Genomic DNA, 16,916 nt, shown 5'->3' on the forward strand with positions numbered 1-16,916 from the left:
TAACGAATATTAAAAGATGGTTAATTTGCGATGGGCTTACATTTTCCGGACTCAAGGGCAGGAAATAAAAAAGGACACCCATTCGCTGGTTTATTCTGCGGATAATATTTGGGGTCAGGCGATACGCTTTTCCAGCCTAATGGGGGTCTCTCGCCGGGCTGGTGATATAACGAATGAATTGCAGAAGTTAGCAACGATTAACGCAAGGTAAAAATCATGGATAACGCAATTTTCCCGAACAAATTTAAGGCCGCGCTGGCGGCTCATCAGGTGCAGATTGGCTGCTGGTGCGCGCTGGCCAATCCGATCAGCACCGAGGTGTTGGGTCTGGCGGGTTTCGACTGGCTGGTACTGGACGCGGAACATGCGCCGAACGACGTCACCACGCTTATCCCACAGCTTATGGCGCTGAAAGGCAGCTCCAGCGCTCAGGTGGTGCGCGTGCCGACCAACGAGCCCATCATCATTAAGCGCATGCTGGATATCGGCTTCTATAACTTCCTGGTGCCATTTGTCGAGACAGCGGAACAGGCGGCGCAGGCGGTGGCTTCTACTCGCTACCCGCCGGAAGGGATCCGCGGAGTCTCCGTTTCCCATCGCGGCAATATGTTCGGCACCGTGCCGGACTACTTCGCCCAGTCCAATAAAAACATTTCCATTCTGGTACAGATTGAGAGCCAGACCGGGGTGGACAACGTCGAGGCGATTGCCGCGACCGAAGGTGTCGACGGCCTGTTCGTCGGCCCGAGCGACCTGGCCGCCGCGTTAGGTCATCTGGGCAATGCCGCCCATCCTGAGGTGCAGCGCGCCATCCAGCATATCTTCGCCTGCGCGAAGAAGCACGGTAAGCCAAGCGGCATTCTGGCGCCGGTAGAGGCCGATGCGCGGCGCTACCTGGAGTGGGGCGCCACTTTTGTCGCCGTCGGCAGCGATCTGGGGGTCTTCCGTTCCGCAACCCAGAAACTTGCTGATGCCTTTAAAAAATAATCACCAGGATGAAGAGAGAGAACAATATGACAATCAAAGTGGGTTTTATCGGTCTTGGCATTATGGGCAAGCCGATGAGCAAAAATTTGCTGAAGGCGGGTTACTCGCTGGTGGTGTCTGACCGTAATCCGGAAGCGATTGCCGACGTGATCGCCGCGGGCGCAGAGACCGCGGCCACGCCGAAGGCGATTGCCGAGCAGTGCGATGTGATCATCACCATGCTGCCGAACTCGCCGCATGTCAAAGAGGTGGCGCTGGGGGAAAACGGCATTATTGAAGGCGCGAAACCGGGCACCGTGGTGATCGACATGAGCTCTATTGCGCCGCTGGCCAGCCGGGAAATTAGCGAAGCGCTGAAGGCCAAAGGTATTGATATGCTGGACGCGCCGGTAAGCGGCGGCGAACCAAAAGCGATCGACGGCACCCTGTCGGTGATGGTCGGCGGCGACAAGGCGATCTTCGACAAATATTACGATCTGATGAAAGCGATGGCCGGCTCCGTGGTGCATACCGGCGACATTGGCGCGGGCAATGTGACCAAACTGGCCAATCAGGTGATCGTCGCCCTGAACATCGCTGCCATGTCCGAAGCGCTGACCCTGGCCACCAAAGCCGGCGTCAATCCGGATCTGGTTTATCAGGCGATCCGCGGCGGTCTGGCGGGGAGTACCGTGCTGGATGCCAAAGCGCCGATGGTGATGGATCGTAACTTCAAGCCGGGCTTCCGGATCGATCTGCATATTAAAGATCTGGCCAATGCGCTGGATACCTCCCATGGCGTGGGCGCTCAGCTGCCGCTGACAGCGGCGGTAATGGAGATGATGCAGGCGCTGCGTGCGGACGGTCTGGGCACCGCTGACCATAGCGCGCTGGCATGCTACTACGAAAAGCTGGCGAAAGTGGAAGTGACTCGCTAACAAGAAGAGCCCCTGCGCGGCCTGGTGCAACAGTGCCAGACTGCCACGGGGGGGGCGAGCATGGACGCGGTATTGATGCCGTATTCCGCGTGTTAACCTCAGTTGCGACGCAGGAAACGGCGTTTCGCGCGCGTTGGACAATATTTATCATGCATCGCGCAATATCGCCGCCACCTTGCTGGTCGGGATGACGACAGAGGGATGACAACGGGCGGTAAACCCACTATACTGCGCGCCGAAGCTGACCAGACAGTCGCCGCTTCGTCGTCGTCCTCCTTCGGGGGGAGACGGGCGGAGGGGAGGAAAGTCCGGGCTCCATAGGGCAAGGTGCCAGGTAACGCCTGGGGGGTGTCACAGCCCACGACCAGTGCAACAGAGAGCAAACCGCCGATGGCCCGCGCAAGCGGGATCAGGTAAGGGTGAAAGGGTGCGGTAAGAGCGCACCGCGCGGCTGGTAACAGTCCGTGGCACGGTAAACTCCACCCGGAGCAAGGCCAAATAGGGGTTCATAAGGTACGGCCCGTACTGAACCCGGGTAGGCTGCTTGAGCCAGTGAGCGATTGCTGGCCTAGATGAATGACTGTCCACGACAGAACCCGGCTTATCGGTCAGTTTCACTCCTTAGAAAACCCCGCTTCGGCGGGGTTTTTGCTATCTGAATACCGGACGCAGAATGAATGACTGTCCACGACGCTATACCAAAAGCACGCGGCTTACCGGTCAGTTTCACCTCTTTATGTCAAAACCCCGCTCCGGCGGGGTTTTTGCTATCTGAATCCGTGACGCGAATGAATGACTGTCCACGACGCTATACCAAAAACGCGCGGCGTAGCGGTCAGCTAGCGTTATTTAACCACCTTAGGATTCTGTAGCGTCGGTATCCTGGTATCTTGCACCTGATGAACCTGGCCGATAATCGTGGCGATGCTGCCGTTGCTTAAAGACTCGACGTCTGCGCTGTTATGCGATCCAAAATTAAAGGTCAGACGTTTATCCGTTTTATTCTGCTCATCGCGCATGGTCACGGTAAAATAGTAGCTGCCGGCGATGCCGCTCATTCTGCGAATGTCGACAATCACGCCGCGCACCTTAACCCATTTACCCAGATAATCGCTGCTGGCCTTCGCCGGATTGAGAGTAAACGGCTGCAGAAACTGCGCGACGGAATACGTTTGCATCGAAGCGACGGCGTCATCTCCCGGCTGAAATAATTTATCGCCTGCGGAATAAAAGGCTTTAGAGGCCAGGCCGCAGCCGCTTAATAACGATATGAAAAATACCAACGGTAATACACGGAAGCGTAATAACATACCTATCTCCTTATTTATTTTTTTTAATGATATTCCTGATTCACTGGATAACGTGATGTGCGCTGATTAAATTAAAGAAAAAGTCACCACTGTCAACTATTTGATCTGCTTCTTTAATTGAAGGTGATGAGTTAATGTTGTTGTATGGATTGTACGAATTAACATAGTGACCTCATTCATGTAATCAATGTGTTTGGTGTTTTTATTCTTATCACGAATTAAAATAATCTTTAGGTATTATTTTTTACAATTATTCACTCCCGGCTGTAAAATAATAAACCGCTATTTCTGGCAATTTCACATCAGGATAAGACAATGAAATTAATAACCCGTATTGCGTTCGCCACCCTTCTGACCAGCGGTTTCTCTCTGACGGCACAGGCCGCGGACGTGCAGGCGGCGCCAGCGCCAGCGCAGGATCCTATTGTCCAGCACTTAAAACTCACCAGCGATCAGGTGGCGAAAATTAAAAGCCTGCATCAGCAGCTGGAAAATAATGTGCAGCAGATTTCACAGCAAGACATTAAAGATGGCGCGCTGATTAACGTGATTGATTCCGGTAAATGGAATGAGAAAGCGGTGAAGGATCAGCTGGCGGCTTTCAGTAAAATTGATCAACAGGTACGTTATTATCGCGTGAAGTACTATTTTGATGTGAATCAGGTACTGACACCCGAGCAGCGTACCCAGGTGAAAAAAGATCTTGCCGACGCGCTGAGTGAATAATGCCATCGGCCCCTTTCGGGGCCGATATAAGTGGGAAGTCATCAAGGATAGCCGAATAATCCATACTGCAGGTTCAGGCGAGACTTTCTTCATCCCGCAGGCGAATCTCCGCCTCGGCAACAATGGCTTCCAGTTCGCTAAGCATCTCATCATAACCAAAGCTGACGACGCCGACGGTTTCCGGCGGCGTCGGGGCTAGCGGCGTCGGAGACGCCTTTTTTCTGTTTTTCTTCTTACTCACTGACAGACTCCATCACTTCCGTTGTTACACCGGTAAATCTATCAGCAAAGCGCGCAGCGGCGTATCGGCGACGAGGGTAATGTTAGCTTCGTCACGAATAAATGCTCCATCACCACAGGTGAGAGCCTGTTTTGGTTGTTCCTGCGCGACGGCATGGACCGTGCCGTGGATCGACTGCAGGTAGGCGCGTGGCCCATGCAATTGCACGTTGATCTGCTCACCTTTTTCCAGCGCGATATGATAGACCCAGGCTTGCTGGCGAAGCTGGAGGCTATTATTCCCCCCATCCGGTGAGGCCAGCAGCTGTAGCGGCGCGTTGGCGACCTCGATTTTCTGCTGCAACGGGTTTTCCCGCTGCGGGCAGGCATCGAGCCACAGCTGCATCCGCGTTAACGACTGCTCTTTGCTCAGATTATGCTCGCTATAGCTCACGCCAGGCTGGGTGGCGATCAGCAGTGCTTCACCGGCTTTGGCCTGCACGTGGTTGCCGTCGCTGTCGCGATACTCCGCTTCGCCTTCCAGAATCAGGTTCAGGATATCGACTTTTGGGTACGTTCTGGCCTGGAAGGAAGCGCCTGGCGCCAGCACTTCCTGATTGAGAACGCGTAAGGACGCGAAGCCCAGTAATTTCGGGTCGAAGTAGTGGCCAAAGGAGAAGGTGTAGCGGGCCTGCAGCCAGCCGAAGTCTGCTTGTCCGCATTGTTTGGCTGTTCGGGTAGTAATCATGTTCTTGACCTCTCTTTACACTAAATCAATGGTAAAGGTATGGACGCTGTATTGTTAGCCAGATATTCTGCCCGGTATGTTCAAATTTCCTGAATGAGAAAGCGATGGCCAAAGAGAGAGCATTAACGCTGGAAGCGTTACGCGTGATGGATGCGATCGACCGTCGCGGGAGCTTCGCTGCCGCGGCTGATGAGCTGGGACGCGTGCCTTCCGCCCTGAGCTACACCATGCAAAAACTGGAGGAGGAGCTGGACGTGGTGCTGTTTGACCGCTCAGGTCATCGCACAAAGTTCACCAATGTCGGACGGATGCTGCTGGAGCGCGGGCGTGTGCTGCTCGAGGCGGCGGACAAGCTCACCACCGACGCCGAAGCCCTGTCACGCGGCTGGGAAACTCACCTGACGATCGTCACTGAAGCGCTGGTGCCCACGCCGGATCTGTTTCCGCTGATTGAGAAACTGGCGACCAAGTCCAACACTCAGCTGTCGATTATCACCGAGGTGCTGGCCGGCGCCTGGGAGCGGCTGGAGCAGGGGCGGGCGGATATCGTTGTCGCGCCGGATATGCATTTTCGTTCCTCCTCGGAGATTAACTCGCGCAAACTCTATTCGGTGCTCAGCGTGTACGTCGCGGCGCCGGACCACCCGATCCACCAGGAGCCTGAACCGCTCTCTGAGGTCACCCGCGTGAAATACCGTGGCGTCGCGGTGGCGGATACCGCGCGCGAGCGGCCCGTTCTCACCGTTCAACTGCTGGATAAACAGCCGCGCTTAACGGTGAGCACCATTGAAGATAAGCGCCAGGCGCTGCTGGCCGGGTTAGGCGTGGCGACCATGCCCTATCCGCTGGTGGAGAAGGATATTGCCGAAGGACGCTTGCGGGTGGTCAGTCCGGAATATACCAATGAAATTGACATTATCATGGCCTGGCGACGGGACAGCATGGGCGAAGCGAAGTCCTGGTGCCTGCGCGAGATCCCTAAGCTTTTTGCCGGCAGATAGTCGAGGACGCTCCTCCCGCTAGCGGGAGGAGCAGGAAGATTTAGTATGAAAAGGGTTTTGGATCGGGCCCGAATCGGTTGTTGCCTTCCGTTCCGCGCTGGCAGTTAAAGATCAGAATCACCAGCCAGCCGATGACCGGGATCAACAGCAGCAGCAGCCACCATGCCGAGCGGTCGGTGTCGTGCAGACGCCGAAACTGCACCGCCCACCACGGTAAAAAGACCAGTATGCCATAGATGGTCGTCAGAATGCCTTCGCCGCCCGCCCGCTGCCAGCCCAGCATTTTATCGATGATGCTCAATACGCCGGTCAGGATGAGGTTGACCAGAATAAACATCCAGTACTCTTTGCGCCGCGCACGGCCGCCAAATCCTATATAGTTTTTTAATACCTTGAGATACCAGTCCATTTCTACGCCTCAATTAACCGTCAATCACTTGTTTTTTAAGCGATCGCAATAAGAATAGACGTGAATGAATGGTGGGTAAATATCTGTTTTCTGAATTATTGGGCGCCATCACTGGCGCCCGACGGATCAACGGAAGCGCTGGTCGCGACCGTGTGGTTCGCTGAGATCCTGCTGCGGCCCAATGGAGATGATGCCGGTAGGGTTAATGGTTTTATGGCTGCGGTAATAGTGGTGACGAATATGCGGAAGACTCACCGTCTCCGCGATACCCTGCATCTGGTAGATGTCGCGCAGGAAACCGTAGAGATTGAGATAATCGCTGATGCGTCGTTTGTCGCATTTAAAATGGGTCACATACACCGGGTCGAAGCGTACCAGCGTCGTCCACAGGCGAATATCCGCTTCCGTCAGCTGATTGCCCGTCAGGTAACGATGCTGACCGAGGATCTGCTCCAGCCGCTCCAGTGAGGTAAACACCGCATCCACCGCTTCGTCGTAAGCCTGCTGACTGGTGGCAAAGCCGGCTTTATACACGCCGTTATTGACGTTGTCGTAGATCCAGCCGTTCAGCTCATCAATTTGTTCCCGCAGCGCCGGCGGGTAGTAATCCCCGGCTCTGGCGCCCAGGCCATCGAAGGCGGTATTAAACATACGGATGATTTCTGCCGACTCATTGCTGACGATGGTCTGCTGTTTTTTATCCCAGAGTACCGGGACGGTGACGCGGCCGGTGTAGTGCGGGTCGGCGTGCAGATACAGCTGATAGAGAAAATCGTGCTGATAAAGGGTGTCACCGGTGGCTTCCGGGAAGCTGTCGTCAAAGGTCCAGCCGTTTTCCAGCATCAGCGGATGGACCACGGAGACAGGAAGAAAGGGCTCCAGTCCTTTCAGCTTACGCATAATTAACGTGCGATGCGCCCACGGGCAGGCGAGAGAGACGTACAGATGATAGCGATCTTTTTCCGCCGCAAATCCCCCTTCGCCACTCGGGCCGGCCGCGCCATCGGCGGTGAGCCAGTTACGGAAGGCGGAAACGGAACGCTTAAAACGCCCACCGGTGGATTTTGTGTCATACCAGGTATCCTGCCAGACGCCGTCGACTAATTGTCCCATCTTTGTTCCTCCTTCTGACTTCAGATAGCAAAAGCGAGGAGTGGTCTCCTCGCTTTTTTCATTCAGTATAGTGCGCTTACCATTTCTTATTCAGTACACGGTCGATGCTGAATGCGCCCGGTCCGGTAATGGCCAGCAGCAGGTAACCGCCAGCGATGGTCAGGTTTTTCATGAACATCAGAGAGTTCACGCCTTCCGCAAAGTTGCTGTGGAACAGGAACGCGGTCAACAGGGTAAAGCCTGCGGTGAACAGCGCGGTGGTCCGGGTCAGGAAACCGAACAGAATCGCCAGTCCGCCGCCGAATTCAAGGAGGATGGTCAGCGGCAGCAGCGCACCCGGTACGCCCATGGCTTCCATATACTGCTGGGTTCCCGCATAACCGGTGATTTTGCCCCATCCTGCAGTGATAAACAGAATCGGCATCAGAATGCGCGCTACCAGTACACCAACATCTTCTAATTTTTTCATTTCTTACTCCAGAAAACCCAAAGGGCGGCGGTTTTGCTTTTTAGCGCAATCCCGCGTAGTTACGCGGTGTTGCTGTCGATGGAGAGGATAGTAGCGAGGCGGAGAGGGAATTGTTAGCAAGGAAAACTGTAGATCTAGTTCAAAGTTTCTGAGTAATCGGCAAAAGGGGGGCGAAAGATTCCTGAACGCGATAGATCACTACCGCTCCTGGTATAGGCCTGGCCAGGCGGATAAGAGGACTGGCTGACCGCGGATGGCGGCCAGGAGGCAAGCTGTTACGAACGGCGTTGCGTATCGGGCGGGGAAGTGGCAGAGCGGGGCGCCGGGAAAAGCGCCCGCGCTCCGGGCGGCTAGCGGAGTGTCGACTGGCGCAGGATCCCGCGGACCAGCCGCCAGGTACTCCATAAACCCAGTCCGCGTTTGGTCCAGCGCATTAAAAAATGCGGGTGCCGTACGGACCACACGGCCATCAGACCGCTGCCTACCATCAGCCACGAACGTAAACTGAGCAGCGTATGCCAGCCTCGGTCTAAGGGCGCAGTCGCATCCAGCCAGTGGCGGCGACAGGCGCTCAGCTCCAGCCGTTGCTGCTGGATCTGGCGCAGCAGCTGCGCCTTTTGCCGTTCACGCTCCTGTCGGCCATTCATGGTTTATCTTCCTCCAGAAGGGCACGGTCGTTCTCCAGCTCTCTTCGCGTCAGGCGCAGCAGCGTGGAGCGTCGCGCCTTACGTAAGGTAAGGATTCCGACAATCGCGGCGGCGAGTAGCAGCACGACGGTGGTGGCGATCATGACGTGCAGGCGGTACTGAGCGTCAACGGCCCAGATAACCAGCACCAGCAGACTCATGAGGCCAAACGCGGCAAACAGCAGCGTCAGTCCGGTCATGATCAGCAACTGGAAGAGGTTGGCTTTCTCCTCCTCCAGCTCCACGACGACCAGGCGCAGCCGTGTTTCCACCATTTCGACCAGCAGCGTAACGATACGCTGGCCAATGGAGAAGACGCGCTGACCCGGCCCCTGCGTGTGTTGTGTATTCGCCATAATCAGCGACGCGACAGCAGGACACCCAGCACCAGCCCGACGGCGGCGCCAATCCCGACCCCAGTCCACGGATTTTCGCGAACATAATCATCCGCTCGCGCGGCGGTCTCACGAGTTTGACGCAGAATCGCTTCGCTGGTCTCACCCAGGCGGGCGCGGCTCTCTTTCAGCGCGCTCTCCGCTTTACTGCGCAGTTTACCCATCTCTTCTTTCGACTTGTCCGCCGAGGAATTCAGTACTTCCTCCAGGGTGTCCGCCAGCGTTTTCAGTTCTGCACGAAGGTCGTCAGTCACATTCTCTTTAGCCATGTCGTTCTCCTGTAGCGTGGTCCGTATTGCGAAAGTTAATGGTGATTAGTAATCCCGAGACTCCAGCGTTTTCAACTCCTGTTGCGCTTCATTGAGTTTATGCTGGCGTTTGTTGATTTTGTCCGCATCGCCTTTCTTCCGGGCTTCCTGCAGATCGCGCTGACGTTCAGCGATCTCTTCCCGCTGTTTGGCAATTTTTTGCTGATGATCGGCTTTGAGTTTACTGTCGCTGCAGTTCTCCCGTACCTGACGTAGCGCGGTATTTAGCCCATCAATGCGACTTTGATTGTGATGCTTTTCGGCATAGCTGATCTCTCGTTGAATATCCTGCTCTTTTTCCTGGCAGGGAGAGGCGGCTATGGCGCTGGCGCTAAGTGAAGACAGGGCCAGAAGCAGAGCGATGCGGTGTTTCATGGATAGTACCTTCCATTGTCTTAGGGTATACCCGGAGGATAAACCCGTTCCCGTTGGTAAACGTGAATGCGTTGATTCACGCAGGTTTAAGCATAGTAACAAATGCGGGAAACCACCAGACTGCGTTGAAAACGCAGTCTGACGGCCGTTTACCCGAGCCGATGCGGCGCGTCGCGCAGGCGGGATAACCAGGCGGTGGGCGAGTTATCGTCCTCCAGCAAGGCGATAATATAACCATGTGGCAGAGCGCGACCGAGAACCTCTTTCGCCGCCGCGCCCTGGGCGGTGGAATCAAACTTAATTAGCAGGCCATCCTTTTGCGGCGTAATGCTCTTGAAGCGGATACCGTTAGCGTCGAGGTGATGCCAGACGGAGAAACCATCCGGCATACTGACGCCCTGGCCAACCGGACGGATCGCCAGCGTGGCCTCCTGCTGCTGCACCGCCAGCCAGAGCCAGAACAGCGCGCAGAGCAAAAGAGAGCCACCCAGCAGCCAGCTGAGCTGGCGCAGGGAAGGGCGTTTCATGACCATCATCAGCCCCGGCTTCTGTATTTTTTCTTCCACAGCACCACCAGCGAGCCGATCAGTCCGAAGACCAACAGCGCAACCGGCAGGAGCATCAGGCAGGACATCAGCTGATCTTCATACTTAAGGAATACCGGGGTTTTGCCCAGCAGATAGCCCAGCGAGGTCAGGATGAGCACCCACAGCAGGCCGCTCATCCAGTTAAAGAACTGAAAGCGGGCGTTATTGAGACCGGAAAGCCCGGCGATGGTCGGAAGCAGCGTGCGCACAAAGGCGATGAAGCGGCCGATCAGCAGCGCAGAGAGGCCATGCTTATGAAACAGGTGATGCGCGCGCTGATGATAGTGGGAGGGCAGATGCGACAGCCAGTTTTGCACGATCCGTGTGTTGCCTAGCCAGCGCCCCTGGATGTAGCTCAGCCAGCAGCCGAGGCTGGCGGCGGCGGTGAGCAGCAGCAACGTTTCCGGAAAGCCCATCGCCCCTTTGGCGATCAGCACGCCCACGAGCACAAGCAGGCTGTCCCCCGGCAAAAACGCGGCAGGCAGTAACCCGTTCTCAAGGAACAAAATCATAAACAAGACAAAATACAGCATGCCAATCATGGAGGGATTCGCGAGCGTTTCGTAATCCTGAGCCCACAAGGCATTCAATAACTGGGTTAATAGTTCCATTCACGATTCCTGGTACATCGGTTAACGGCACGTCTGAGCGCGTGGCATGTAGGGCGACAAGATTTTTATGAGATTATGGTCGCTGCTTCGGCGCTCTGAACGCTTCCCTGTATAAAACTGAAGTAAGTCAATACCTACTCCCAGAACGGCAAAATGCATCTAATTGTAACAAATCGCCTGACTTTCCGTCAGAGAAATTGCAAGGTGTTGCTCGTTGATTTTGCTGATTGCGGCGATGTGAGGCGAGAGGATTTACACAGGCTGACACTATATATGTTTTGCTTACCTCAGCCTGCCTGGGGAACAGGCGCGCAGGGGCCGCGCGCCGGGAGGATAAAGGCTTATTTCGCGCCGTTGGCCGCCGTATCGAGATGAACCACCGGGTTTTCGGCAAATAAGTAGCGATCGGCATTAAATTCAAAGTCGTCGCTGGTTTCGTTAAACAGCATTTGCTTGGTATTTTCCAGATGCTGCCACATCGCCAGTTTGGCGGCGTTCGGATCTTTTCGCAGTAGAGCCTTCAGGATCTGATCGTGGTCGTCGCACCAGTTATCGACGGTGCGCAGGTCGATATGCTCATGCAGCTTTTTCCAGTACGGGTTATGCACGCGCTGGGTCCACATTTTTTCCACGATCGCCGCCAGGGCGCTATTCTGCGTGGCCAGCGCCACCTGGACGTGAAACTGCAGATCCCACTCGGAGTCGCGGAAACACTTCTCGTTGCGCGCTTTCTCCTGAATCTCCATCAGCTTCATGATGTCCTGCTTGGTCACCTGAGTGGCCGCGAATTCGGCGATATTGCTTTCAATAAGCTGCCGCGCCTGCAGCAGCTCAAAGGGGCCATAGTTGGCGAACTCAAGGCTTTCATCGGCCACTTGCTGGTATTTCGGATGGTTAGAGATGACGTGAATGCCCGACCCTTTGCGGACTTCGACATACCCTTCCACTTCCAGCATGATAATGGCTTCACGAACCACGGTGCGGCTAACGTTTTTTTCATCGGCGATAAAGCGCTCGGCGGGCAGCTTATCCCCTACAAGGTAGACACCTTGTTCGATGCGCGTCTTCAGCTCAGCGGCAAGCTGCTGATAAAGACGACGTGGTTCAATGATTTCCATATTCGCTCCCGCAAGATGGCGACAATATTCGATTTGTTATACCACTTTTACGCGATTTCCACCACTGGCAGGGATGAAAAAGCCGCCTGAGAAGGCGGCTTGGCAGGCGATCACCTCAGCATCAGCGTCTCTAACTCTGGGTGGCCGGTTTGCGGCTGCTAAGCGGCGGCGTGTCATCGTCAGCCGGTTTGTTTTTCAGCACCGTCCAGATGACCAGCGCGCCCAGCAGGTCAAAGACCGCCAGTACGGCAAACAGCGGGCTGAAGCCGATGGTGTCTGCCAGCGCGCCGACGACCAGGGCGAACATGGTGCTCGCCAGCCAGGCGGCCATCCCGGTCAGACCGTTGGCGGTAGCGACTTCGTTACGGCCAAAGACGTCGGAAGAGAGGGTAATCAACGCCCCGGACAGCGCCTGGTGAGCGAACCCGCCGATGCACAGCAGGGCAATCGCCACGTACGGGCTGGTGAACAGGCCGATCATCCCCGGGCCAATCATCAGCAGGGCGCCCATGGTGACCACCATTTTACGCGACACGATCAGATTGACGCCGAACCAGCGCTGGAACAGCGGCGGCAGGTATCCACCGACGATGCAGCCGAGGTCGGCGAACAGCATCGGCATCCAGGCGAACATGGCGATCTCTTTCAGGTTAAAGCCGTAAACCTTAAACATGAACAGCGGGATCCAGGCGTTAAAGGTACCCCAGGCCGGCTCGGCGAGAAAACGCGGCAGGGCGATACCCCAGAACTGACGGTTGCGCAGGATCTGCCACGGCGACATTTTCTTCGCGTTATTGGTCTGGTGTTGAGACTCCTGGCCGCCAATGATGTAGTCGCGTTCTTCGTCAGATAATTTCTTCTGATCGCGCGGGTGTTTGTAGAAGATCAGCCAGGCGATGGCCCAGGCGAAGCTCAGCACCCCGGAGATAATGAACGCCATCTGCCAGCTGTGCATGACAATCGCCCACACCACCAGCGGCGGCGCGATCATGGCGCCGATAGAGGAACCCACGTTGAAGTAGCCCACCGCGATAGAGCGCTCTTTCGCCGGGAACCATTCGGAGCTGGCTTTCAGCCCGGCGGGGATCATCGCTGCTTCCGCCGCGCCCACCGCGCCGCGGGCCAGCGCCAGGCCACCCCAGCTGCCGGCGAGGGCGGTCGAGCCACAGAATATCGCCCAGGCGATAGCGAAGAAGGCATAGCCGACTTTAGTCCCCAGAATATCAAGGACATAGCCTGCGACAGGCTGCATGACGGTATAGGCAGCGGAATAGGCTGCAATGATATAGGAGTACTGTTGGGTCGAGATGTGTAACTCTTCCATCAGCGTCGGCGCGGCCGCCGCCACGGTGTTACGGGTCAGGTAGCCCAGCACGGTGCCCAGCGTCACCAGTGCGATCATGTACCAACGTAACCCTTTAATTTTACGCATGTAAACCTCATCGTCTGTAATTTCTCCGCACCAGGTGCGGCCTCTCCTGACGGCGATACGCGGTCGGGAAAGCGAAACGGAGGGTTCAGGAGGGCGGTCCCCTCTGGCCCGAACCTTACCATCAGTTGTTATGTAAAAAGTCGGTATCCATTCCGTATAAGCCGATGCCATCAACACCGGTAAAGCATTCCGTCGGTTTATATGTTGCGACGGCAGAAAGATAACTTGTCATACAACTTTAAAAGTTGAGTGCTGTCACAAAAGTGGGAAAGTTAGTGTGGTCTTTATGACTGGCGAGGAAAGCCAGATACGGCGCGCCCTGGCGAGACGTTTGCCGTGGAGAGGCGGTTTTTTTTATCAGCGTTTATTGATCTAACTCACGAAAAACAGTTCGGTCTGTGGAAATTGGTGTGATAACTTTGTCAGCATTGTAGTCAATCATCTGAAAGGCTCCTGTTCCGGAGCGAAGAGGACACACGAATGACACCGTTTATGACCGAAGATTTTCTACTCGATAGCGAATTTGCCCGCCGCCTGTACCACGATTACGCGAAAGATCAGCCTATTTTCGACTACCATTGCCACCTTCCGCCGCAGCAGGTTGCCGAAAATTATCGTTTCAAAAATCTGTATGACATCTGGCTGAAAGGCGATCACTACAAATGGCGCGCGATGCGCACCAACGGCGTGCCGGAGCCTCTGTGTACCGGGGATGCCTCCGATCGCGAAAAATTTGACGCCTGGGCAGCCACCGTGCCTCACACGATTGGCAACCCGTTATACCACTGGACCCACTTAGAGCTGCGTCGCCCATTTGGTATTACAGGTAAGCTGCTGTCACCTTCCACCGCCGATGAGATCTGGGAACAGTGCAATGCGTTACTGGCGCAGGACGCCTTCTCCGCCCGCGGGATCATGAAGCAGATGAACGTGAAGATGGTCGGCACCACCGACGATCCGATTGATTCCCTGGAACACCATGCGGTTGTCGCCAAAGACACTTCATTTGATATCAAGGTGTTGCCGAGCTGGCGCCCGGATAAAGCGTTCAACATCGAGCAGGCGACCTTCAATGACTATATGGCTAAGCTGGGTGAAGTGTCCGACACCGATATTCGCCGTTTTGCGGACCTGCAAAGCGCGCTGACCAAACGTCTGGACCATTTTGCCGCTCACGGTTGCAAAGTCTCCGACCACGCCCTGGACGTAGTGCTGTTTGCGGAAGCGACCGACGCCGAGCTGGACGCCATTCTGGCGCGTCGCCTGGCTGGTGAAACCCTTAGCGAACGCGAAGTGGCGCAGTTCAAAACCGCGGTGCTGGTGTTCCTCGGCGCAGAGTATGCTCGTCGCGGCTGGGTGCAGCAGTACCACATCGGCGCGCTGCGCAATAACAACCTGCGTCAGTTCAAACTGTTAGGCCCGGACGTGGGCTTTGACTCGATCAACGATCGTCCGATGGCTGAAGAGCTGTCTAAGCTGCTGAGCAAGCAGAACGAAGAGAACCTGCTGCCGAAAACCATTCTCTACTGCCTGAACCCGCGCGATAACGAAGTGCTGGGCACCATGATCGGTAACTTCCAGGGCGAAGGGATGCCGGGCAAGATGCAGTTCGGCTCCGGCTGGTGGTTCAACGATCAGAAAGACGGCATGGAGCGGCAGATGACCCAGCTGGCGCAGCTCGGCCTGCTGAGCCGCTTTGTCGGGATGCTGACCGACAGCCGCAGCTTCCTCTCCTACACGCGCCACGAATACTTCCGCCGCATTCTGTGCCAGATGATCGGCCGTTGGGTGACCGCCGGCGAAGCGCCTGCGGATATCGCGCTGCTGGGCGAGATGGTGAAAAACATTTGCTTTAACAATGCGCGTGACTATTTCGCCATTGAACTGAACTAAGACCAGAGGTCGGTTGATATGCAATACATCAAAATCCATTCGCAGGATAACGTCGCGGTCGCGCTGGCGGATATGACGGCCGGTAGCGTGGTGATGATCGACAATGACCCGGTCACCCTCGGTCAGGATATCGTTCGCGGACACAAGTTTGCACTGCGCGCTATCGCGAAAGGGGAAAACGTCGTTAAGTATGGGCTGCCGATTGGCCATGCGCTGGCGGATATCGCGCCGGGCGAGCATGTCCATGCGCACAATACGCGCACCAATCTCAGCGACCTTGACGCGTATCGCTATCAACCGGAGCAGGTTGCCCAACCGCCGCAGCCAGCGGATCGCGACGTGCAGATTTATCGTCGCGCCAATGGCGACGTCGGCGTGCGCAATGAGCTGTGGATCCTGCCGACCGTCGGCTGCGTCAACGCCATGGCCCGCCAGATGCAGAACCGTTTTCTGAAAGAGGCAAACGGCGCGGAGGACATCGATGGAGTGCATCTCTTCAGCCATACCTATGGCTGCTCGCAGCTCGGGGACGATCACCTCAATACCCGCACCATGCTGCAGAATATGGTTCGCCATCCGAACGCCGGGGCGGTGCTGGTGGTGGGCCTTGGCTGTGAAAACAATCAGGTGGAGGCCTTTCGCGAAACGCTGGGCGAGTATGATCCGCAGCGCGTGCACTTTATGGTTTGTCAGCATCAGGACGATGAAGTGGAGGCGGGAGTGGCGCATCTCCACCAGCTGTATGACGTGATGCGTCAGGATAAACGTCAGCCGGGTAAGCTGAGCGAGCTGAAGTTTGGCCTCGAGTGCGGCGGGTCTGACGGCCTGTCCGGCATTACCGCCAACCCGATGCTGGGGCGCTTCTCAGACTATGTGATCGCCAACGGCGGCACCACCGTGCTGACCGAAGTGCCGGAGATGTTCGGCGCTGAACAGCTGCTGATGAGCCACTGCCGCGACGAAGCGACCTTCGACAAGCTGGTGACTATGGTCAATGACTTTAAGCAGTACTTTATCGCGCACGACCAGCCTATTTACGAAAACCCCTCGCCGGGCAACAAGGCCGGGGGGATCACCACCCTCGAGGATAAGTCGCTGGGCTGTACCCAGAAAGCGGGCTCCAGCCAGGTCGTGGATGTCCTGCGCTACGGCGAACGTCTGAAGGTTCATGGTCTGAACTTGCTGAGCGCGCCAGGCAATGATGCCGTCGCCACCAGCGCGCTGGCCGGCGCCGGCTGCCATATGGTGCTGTTCAGCACCGGCCGCGGCACGCCGTACGGCGGCTTTGTGCCGACGGTGAAGATCGCCACCAACAGCGAGCTGGCGGCAAAGAAAAAGCACTGGATCGACTTCGATGCCGGACAGCTGATCCACGGCAAAGCGATGCCACAGCTGCTGGAGGAGTTCGTGGATACCATTGTGGCTTTCGCCAACGGCAAACCGACCTGTAATGAGCAGAATGACTTCCGCGAGCTGGCCATCTTTAAAAGCGGTGTTACCCTGTAAAGGCGCATTCATATTGGCGCCCGGGCGGCGTTGATCGCGCATTGGCCTGATAGCGCAGCGTCATCGGGTAAGCAGCAGCGGCGTTTCAGCCTGTGAAGCGCCGTTT

The 16,916-nt window shown here is 56.2% G+C and carries 20 protein-coding genes, 1 other RNA gene and 1 pseudogene; 8 read left to right on the plus strand and 14 right to left on the minus strand.

Annotated elements, in window-relative coordinates; all coding sequences use genetic code 11:
• The first annotated feature begins 216 nt into the window (after nt 1-216).
• The 4 genes and pseudogenes from garL (at nt 217) to rnpB (ending at nt 2,524) form a co-directional block, all read left to right on the plus strand.
• The gene (gene garL, locus ABLV76_RS09070) at nt 217-987 is read left to right on the plus strand and encodes a 2-dehydro-3-deoxyglucarate aldolase (RefSeq protein ID WP_065696785.1); all 771 of its coding nucleotides are present in this window, start codon (nt 217-219) and stop codon (nt 985-987) included.
• Nucleotides 988-1,013: 26 nt separating this feature from the next.
• Entirely contained in the window at nt 1,014-1,904 is an 891-nt protein-coding gene (gene garR / locus ABLV76_RS09075; protein ID WP_004206137.1) for a 2-hydroxy-3-oxopropionate reductase, read from the plus strand.
• Between the two features lie 68 nt (nt 1,905-1,972).
• Nucleotides 1,973-2,109 (plus strand): annotated as a pseudogene (locus ABLV76_RS09080) (glycerate 2-kinase); the annotation flags it as partial.
• Between the two features lie 32 nt (nt 2,110-2,141).
• An RNA gene (gene rnpB / locus ABLV76_RS09085) (RNase P RNA component class A) lies at nt 2,142-2,524 on the plus strand.
• 225 nt (nt 2,525-2,749) lie between these two features.
• Here the strand turns inward: rnpB and ABLV76_RS09090 are convergent.
• Nucleotides 2,750-3,214 (minus strand): OB-fold putative lipoprotein, encoded by a 465-nt coding sequence (locus ABLV76_RS09090; protein WP_064795013.1) that lies wholly within the window; start codon nt 3,212-3,214, stop codon nt 2,750-2,752.
• 315 nt (nt 3,215-3,529) lie between these two features.
• Here ABLV76_RS09090 and ABLV76_RS09095 point away from each other — a divergent pair, with 315 nt between their 5' ends.
• On the plus strand, nt 3,530-3,940 hold the full coding sequence (locus ABLV76_RS09095; protein ID WP_004206135.1) for a Spy/CpxP family protein refolding chaperone: 411 nt from the start codon (nt 3,530-3,532) through the stop codon (nt 3,938-3,940).
• Between the two features lie 73 nt (nt 3,941-4,013).
• Here ABLV76_RS09095 and ABLV76_RS09100 read toward each other — a convergent pair whose 3' ends face one another.
• Both ABLV76_RS09100 and ABLV76_RS09105 read right to left on the minus strand, forming a co-directional pair.
• Nucleotides 4,014-4,181, minus strand: coding sequence for a hypothetical protein (locus tag ABLV76_RS09100; protein ID WP_004206134.1), 168 nt, complete (start codon nt 4,179-4,181; stop codon nt 4,014-4,016).
• A gap of 24 nt (nt 4,182-4,205) precedes the next feature.
• Nucleotides 4,206-4,907, minus strand: a complete 702-nt coding sequence (locus tag ABLV76_RS09105; RefSeq protein WP_004206132.1) for a pirin family protein — start codon at nt 4,905-4,907, stop codon at nt 4,206-4,208.
• Nucleotides 4,908-5,011: 104 nt separating this feature from the next.
• Between ABLV76_RS09105 and ABLV76_RS09110 the strand changes: the two genes are divergently transcribed.
• Nucleotides 5,012-5,908: a LysR family transcriptional regulator gene (locus ABLV76_RS09110; RefSeq protein WP_004144865.1), complete on the plus strand. Its 897-nt coding sequence runs from the start codon at nt 5,012-5,014 to the stop codon at nt 5,906-5,908.
• A 40-nt stretch (nt 5,909-5,948) separates the two neighbouring features.
• Here the strand turns inward: ABLV76_RS09110 and ABLV76_RS09115 are convergent, their stop codons facing one another.
• From ABLV76_RS09115 to ABLV76_RS09165, 11 genes are all read right to left on the minus strand, one after another.
• Nucleotides 5,949-6,317, minus strand: a complete 369-nt coding sequence (locus tag ABLV76_RS09115) for a DUF805 domain-containing protein (RefSeq protein ID WP_017900662.1) — start codon at nt 6,315-6,317, stop codon at nt 5,949-5,951.
• Between the two features lie 126 nt (nt 6,318-6,443).
• Nucleotides 6,444-7,430 (minus strand): glutathione S-transferase family protein, encoded by a 987-nt coding sequence (locus tag ABLV76_RS09120; protein WP_043520970.1) that lies wholly within the window; start codon nt 7,428-7,430, stop codon nt 6,444-6,446.
• Between the two features lie 76 nt (nt 7,431-7,506).
• A complete protein-coding gene (locus ABLV76_RS09125) occupies nt 7,507-7,899 on the minus strand; it encodes a DoxX family protein (RefSeq protein WP_002917920.1) in 393 nt (130 codons plus the stop codon).
• A gap of 350 nt (nt 7,900-8,249) precedes the next feature.
• Nucleotides 8,250-8,546: a YqjK-like family protein gene (locus tag ABLV76_RS09130; RefSeq protein WP_004206127.1), complete on the minus strand. Its 297-nt coding sequence runs from the start codon at nt 8,544-8,546 to the stop codon at nt 8,250-8,252.
• Nucleotides 8,543-8,941: a phage holin family protein gene (locus ABLV76_RS09135; RefSeq protein ID WP_023291093.1), complete on the minus strand. Its 399-nt coding sequence runs from the start codon at nt 8,939-8,941 to the stop codon at nt 8,543-8,545. The genes ABLV76_RS09130 and ABLV76_RS09135 overlap by 4 nt, the downstream gene beginning before the upstream one ends.
• 2 nt (nt 8,942-8,943) lie before the next feature.
• Nucleotides 8,944-9,249, minus strand: coding sequence for a YqjD family protein (locus ABLV76_RS09140; protein ID WP_002917916.1), 306 nt, complete (start codon nt 9,247-9,249; stop codon nt 8,944-8,946).
• Nucleotides 9,250-9,294: 45 nt separating this feature from the next.
• The gene (locus tag ABLV76_RS09145) at nt 9,295-9,663 is read right to left on the minus strand and encodes a DUF1090 domain-containing protein (RefSeq protein WP_004206124.1); all 369 of its coding nucleotides are present in this window, start codon (nt 9,661-9,663) and stop codon (nt 9,295-9,297) included.
• Nucleotides 9,664-9,812: 149 nt separating this feature from the next.
• On the minus strand, nt 9,813-10,190 hold the full coding sequence (mzrA, locus tag ABLV76_RS09150; protein ID WP_072096611.1) for an EnvZ/OmpR regulon moderator MzrA: 378 nt from the start codon (nt 10,188-10,190) through the stop codon (nt 9,813-9,815).
• 8 nt (nt 10,191-10,198) lie between these two features.
• A complete protein-coding gene (yqjA, locus tag ABLV76_RS09155) occupies nt 10,199-10,861 on the minus strand; it encodes a DedA family general envelope maintenance protein YqjA (protein WP_004206121.1) in 663 nt (220 codons plus the stop codon).
• A 341-nt stretch (nt 10,862-11,202) separates the two neighbouring features.
• A complete protein-coding gene (exuR, locus tag ABLV76_RS09160; RefSeq protein ID WP_004206120.1) occupies nt 11,203-11,979 on the minus strand; it encodes a transcriptional regulator ExuR in 777 nt (258 codons plus the stop codon).
• 130 nt (nt 11,980-12,109) lie between these two features.
• Nucleotides 12,110-13,411 carry an MFS transporter gene (locus ABLV76_RS09165; RefSeq protein WP_004206119.1) on the minus strand — a complete coding sequence of 434 codons (1,302 nt, stop codon included), beginning with the start codon at nt 13,409-13,411 and terminating at the stop codon, nt 12,110-12,112.
• Between the two features lie 480 nt (nt 13,412-13,891).
• Here ABLV76_RS09165 and uxaC point away from each other — a divergent pair, with 480 nt between their 5' ends.
• The gene (gene uxaC, locus ABLV76_RS09170) at nt 13,892-15,304 is read left to right on the plus strand and encodes a glucuronate isomerase (RefSeq protein ID WP_065696786.1); all 1,413 of its coding nucleotides are present in this window, start codon (nt 13,892-13,894) and stop codon (nt 15,302-15,304) included.
• Between the two features lie 18 nt (nt 15,305-15,322).
• A complete protein-coding gene (locus tag ABLV76_RS09175; RefSeq protein WP_064187860.1) occupies nt 15,323-16,810 on the plus strand; it encodes an altronate dehydratase family protein in 1,488 nt (495 codons plus the stop codon).
• Nucleotides 16,811-16,916: the final 106 nt, after the last annotated feature.

The organism is Klebsiella sp. GB_Kp047, assembly GCF_040065235.1.
In the GTDB taxonomy this organism is placed as follows: Bacteria; Pseudomonadota; Gammaproteobacteria; order Enterobacterales; family Enterobacteriaceae; genus Klebsiella; species Klebsiella quasipneumoniae.

Excerpts from the sequence above, each read along its gene's own strand:
- garL (WP_065696785.1), top strand. The coding sequence starts at position 217 with ATGGATAACGCAATTTTCCCGAACAAATTTAAGGCCGCGCTGGCGGCT.
- garR (WP_004206137.1), top strand. The coding sequence starts at position 1,014 with ATGACAATCAAAGTGGGTTTTATCGGTCTTGGCATTATGGGCAAGCCG.
- ABLV76_RS09090 (WP_064795013.1), bottom strand. The coding sequence starts at position 3,214 with ATGTTATTACGCTTCCGTGTATTACCGTTGGTATTTTTCATATCGTTA.
- ABLV76_RS09095 (WP_004206135.1), top strand. The coding sequence starts at position 3,530 with ATGAAATTAATAACCCGTATTGCGTTCGCCACCCTTCTGACCAGCGGT.
- ABLV76_RS09105 (WP_004206132.1), bottom strand. The coding sequence starts at position 4,907 with ATGATTACTACCCGAACAGCCAAACAATGCGGACAAGCAGACTTCGGC.
- ABLV76_RS09110 (WP_004144865.1), top strand. The coding sequence starts at position 5,012 with ATGGCCAAAGAGAGAGCATTAACGCTGGAAGCGTTACGCGTGATGGAT.
- ABLV76_RS09115 (WP_017900662.1), bottom strand. The coding sequence starts at position 6,317 with ATGGACTGGTATCTCAAGGTATTAAAAAACTATATAGGATTTGGCGGC.
- ABLV76_RS09120 (WP_043520970.1), bottom strand. The coding sequence starts at position 7,430 with ATGGGACAATTAGTCGACGGCGTCTGGCAGGATACCTGGTATGACACA.
- ABLV76_RS09125 (WP_002917920.1), bottom strand. The coding sequence starts at position 7,899 with ATGAAAAAATTAGAAGATGTTGGTGTACTGGTAGCGCGCATTCTGATG.
- ABLV76_RS09130 (WP_004206127.1), bottom strand. The coding sequence starts at position 8,546 with ATGAATGGCCGACAGGAGCGTGAACGGCAAAAGGCGCAGCTGCTGCGC.
- ABLV76_RS09135 (WP_023291093.1), bottom strand. The coding sequence starts at position 8,941 with ATGGCGAATACACAACACACGCAGGGGCCGGGTCAGCGCGTCTTCTCC.
- ABLV76_RS09140 (WP_002917916.1), bottom strand. The coding sequence starts at position 9,249 with ATGGCTAAAGAGAATGTGACTGACGACCTTCGTGCAGAACTGAAAACG.
- ABLV76_RS09145 (WP_004206124.1), bottom strand. The coding sequence starts at position 9,663 with ATGAAACACCGCATCGCTCTGCTTCTGGCCCTGTCTTCACTTAGCGCC.
- mzrA (WP_072096611.1), bottom strand. The coding sequence starts at position 10,190 with ATGAAACGCCCTTCCCTGCGCCAGCTCAGCTGGCTGCTGGGTGGCTCT.
- yqjA (WP_004206121.1), bottom strand. The coding sequence starts at position 10,861 with ATGGAACTATTAACCCAGTTATTGAATGCCTTGTGGGCTCAGGATTAC.
- exuR (WP_004206120.1), bottom strand. The coding sequence starts at position 11,979 with ATGGAAATCATTGAACCACGTCGTCTTTATCAGCAGCTTGCCGCTGAG.
- ABLV76_RS09165 (WP_004206119.1), bottom strand. The coding sequence starts at position 13,411 with ATGCGTAAAATTAAAGGGTTACGTTGGTACATGATCGCACTGGTGACG.
- uxaC (WP_065696786.1), top strand. The coding sequence starts at position 13,892 with ATGACACCGTTTATGACCGAAGATTTTCTACTCGATAGCGAATTTGCC.
- ABLV76_RS09175 (WP_064187860.1), top strand. The coding sequence starts at position 15,323 with ATGCAATACATCAAAATCCATTCGCAGGATAACGTCGCGGTCGCGCTG.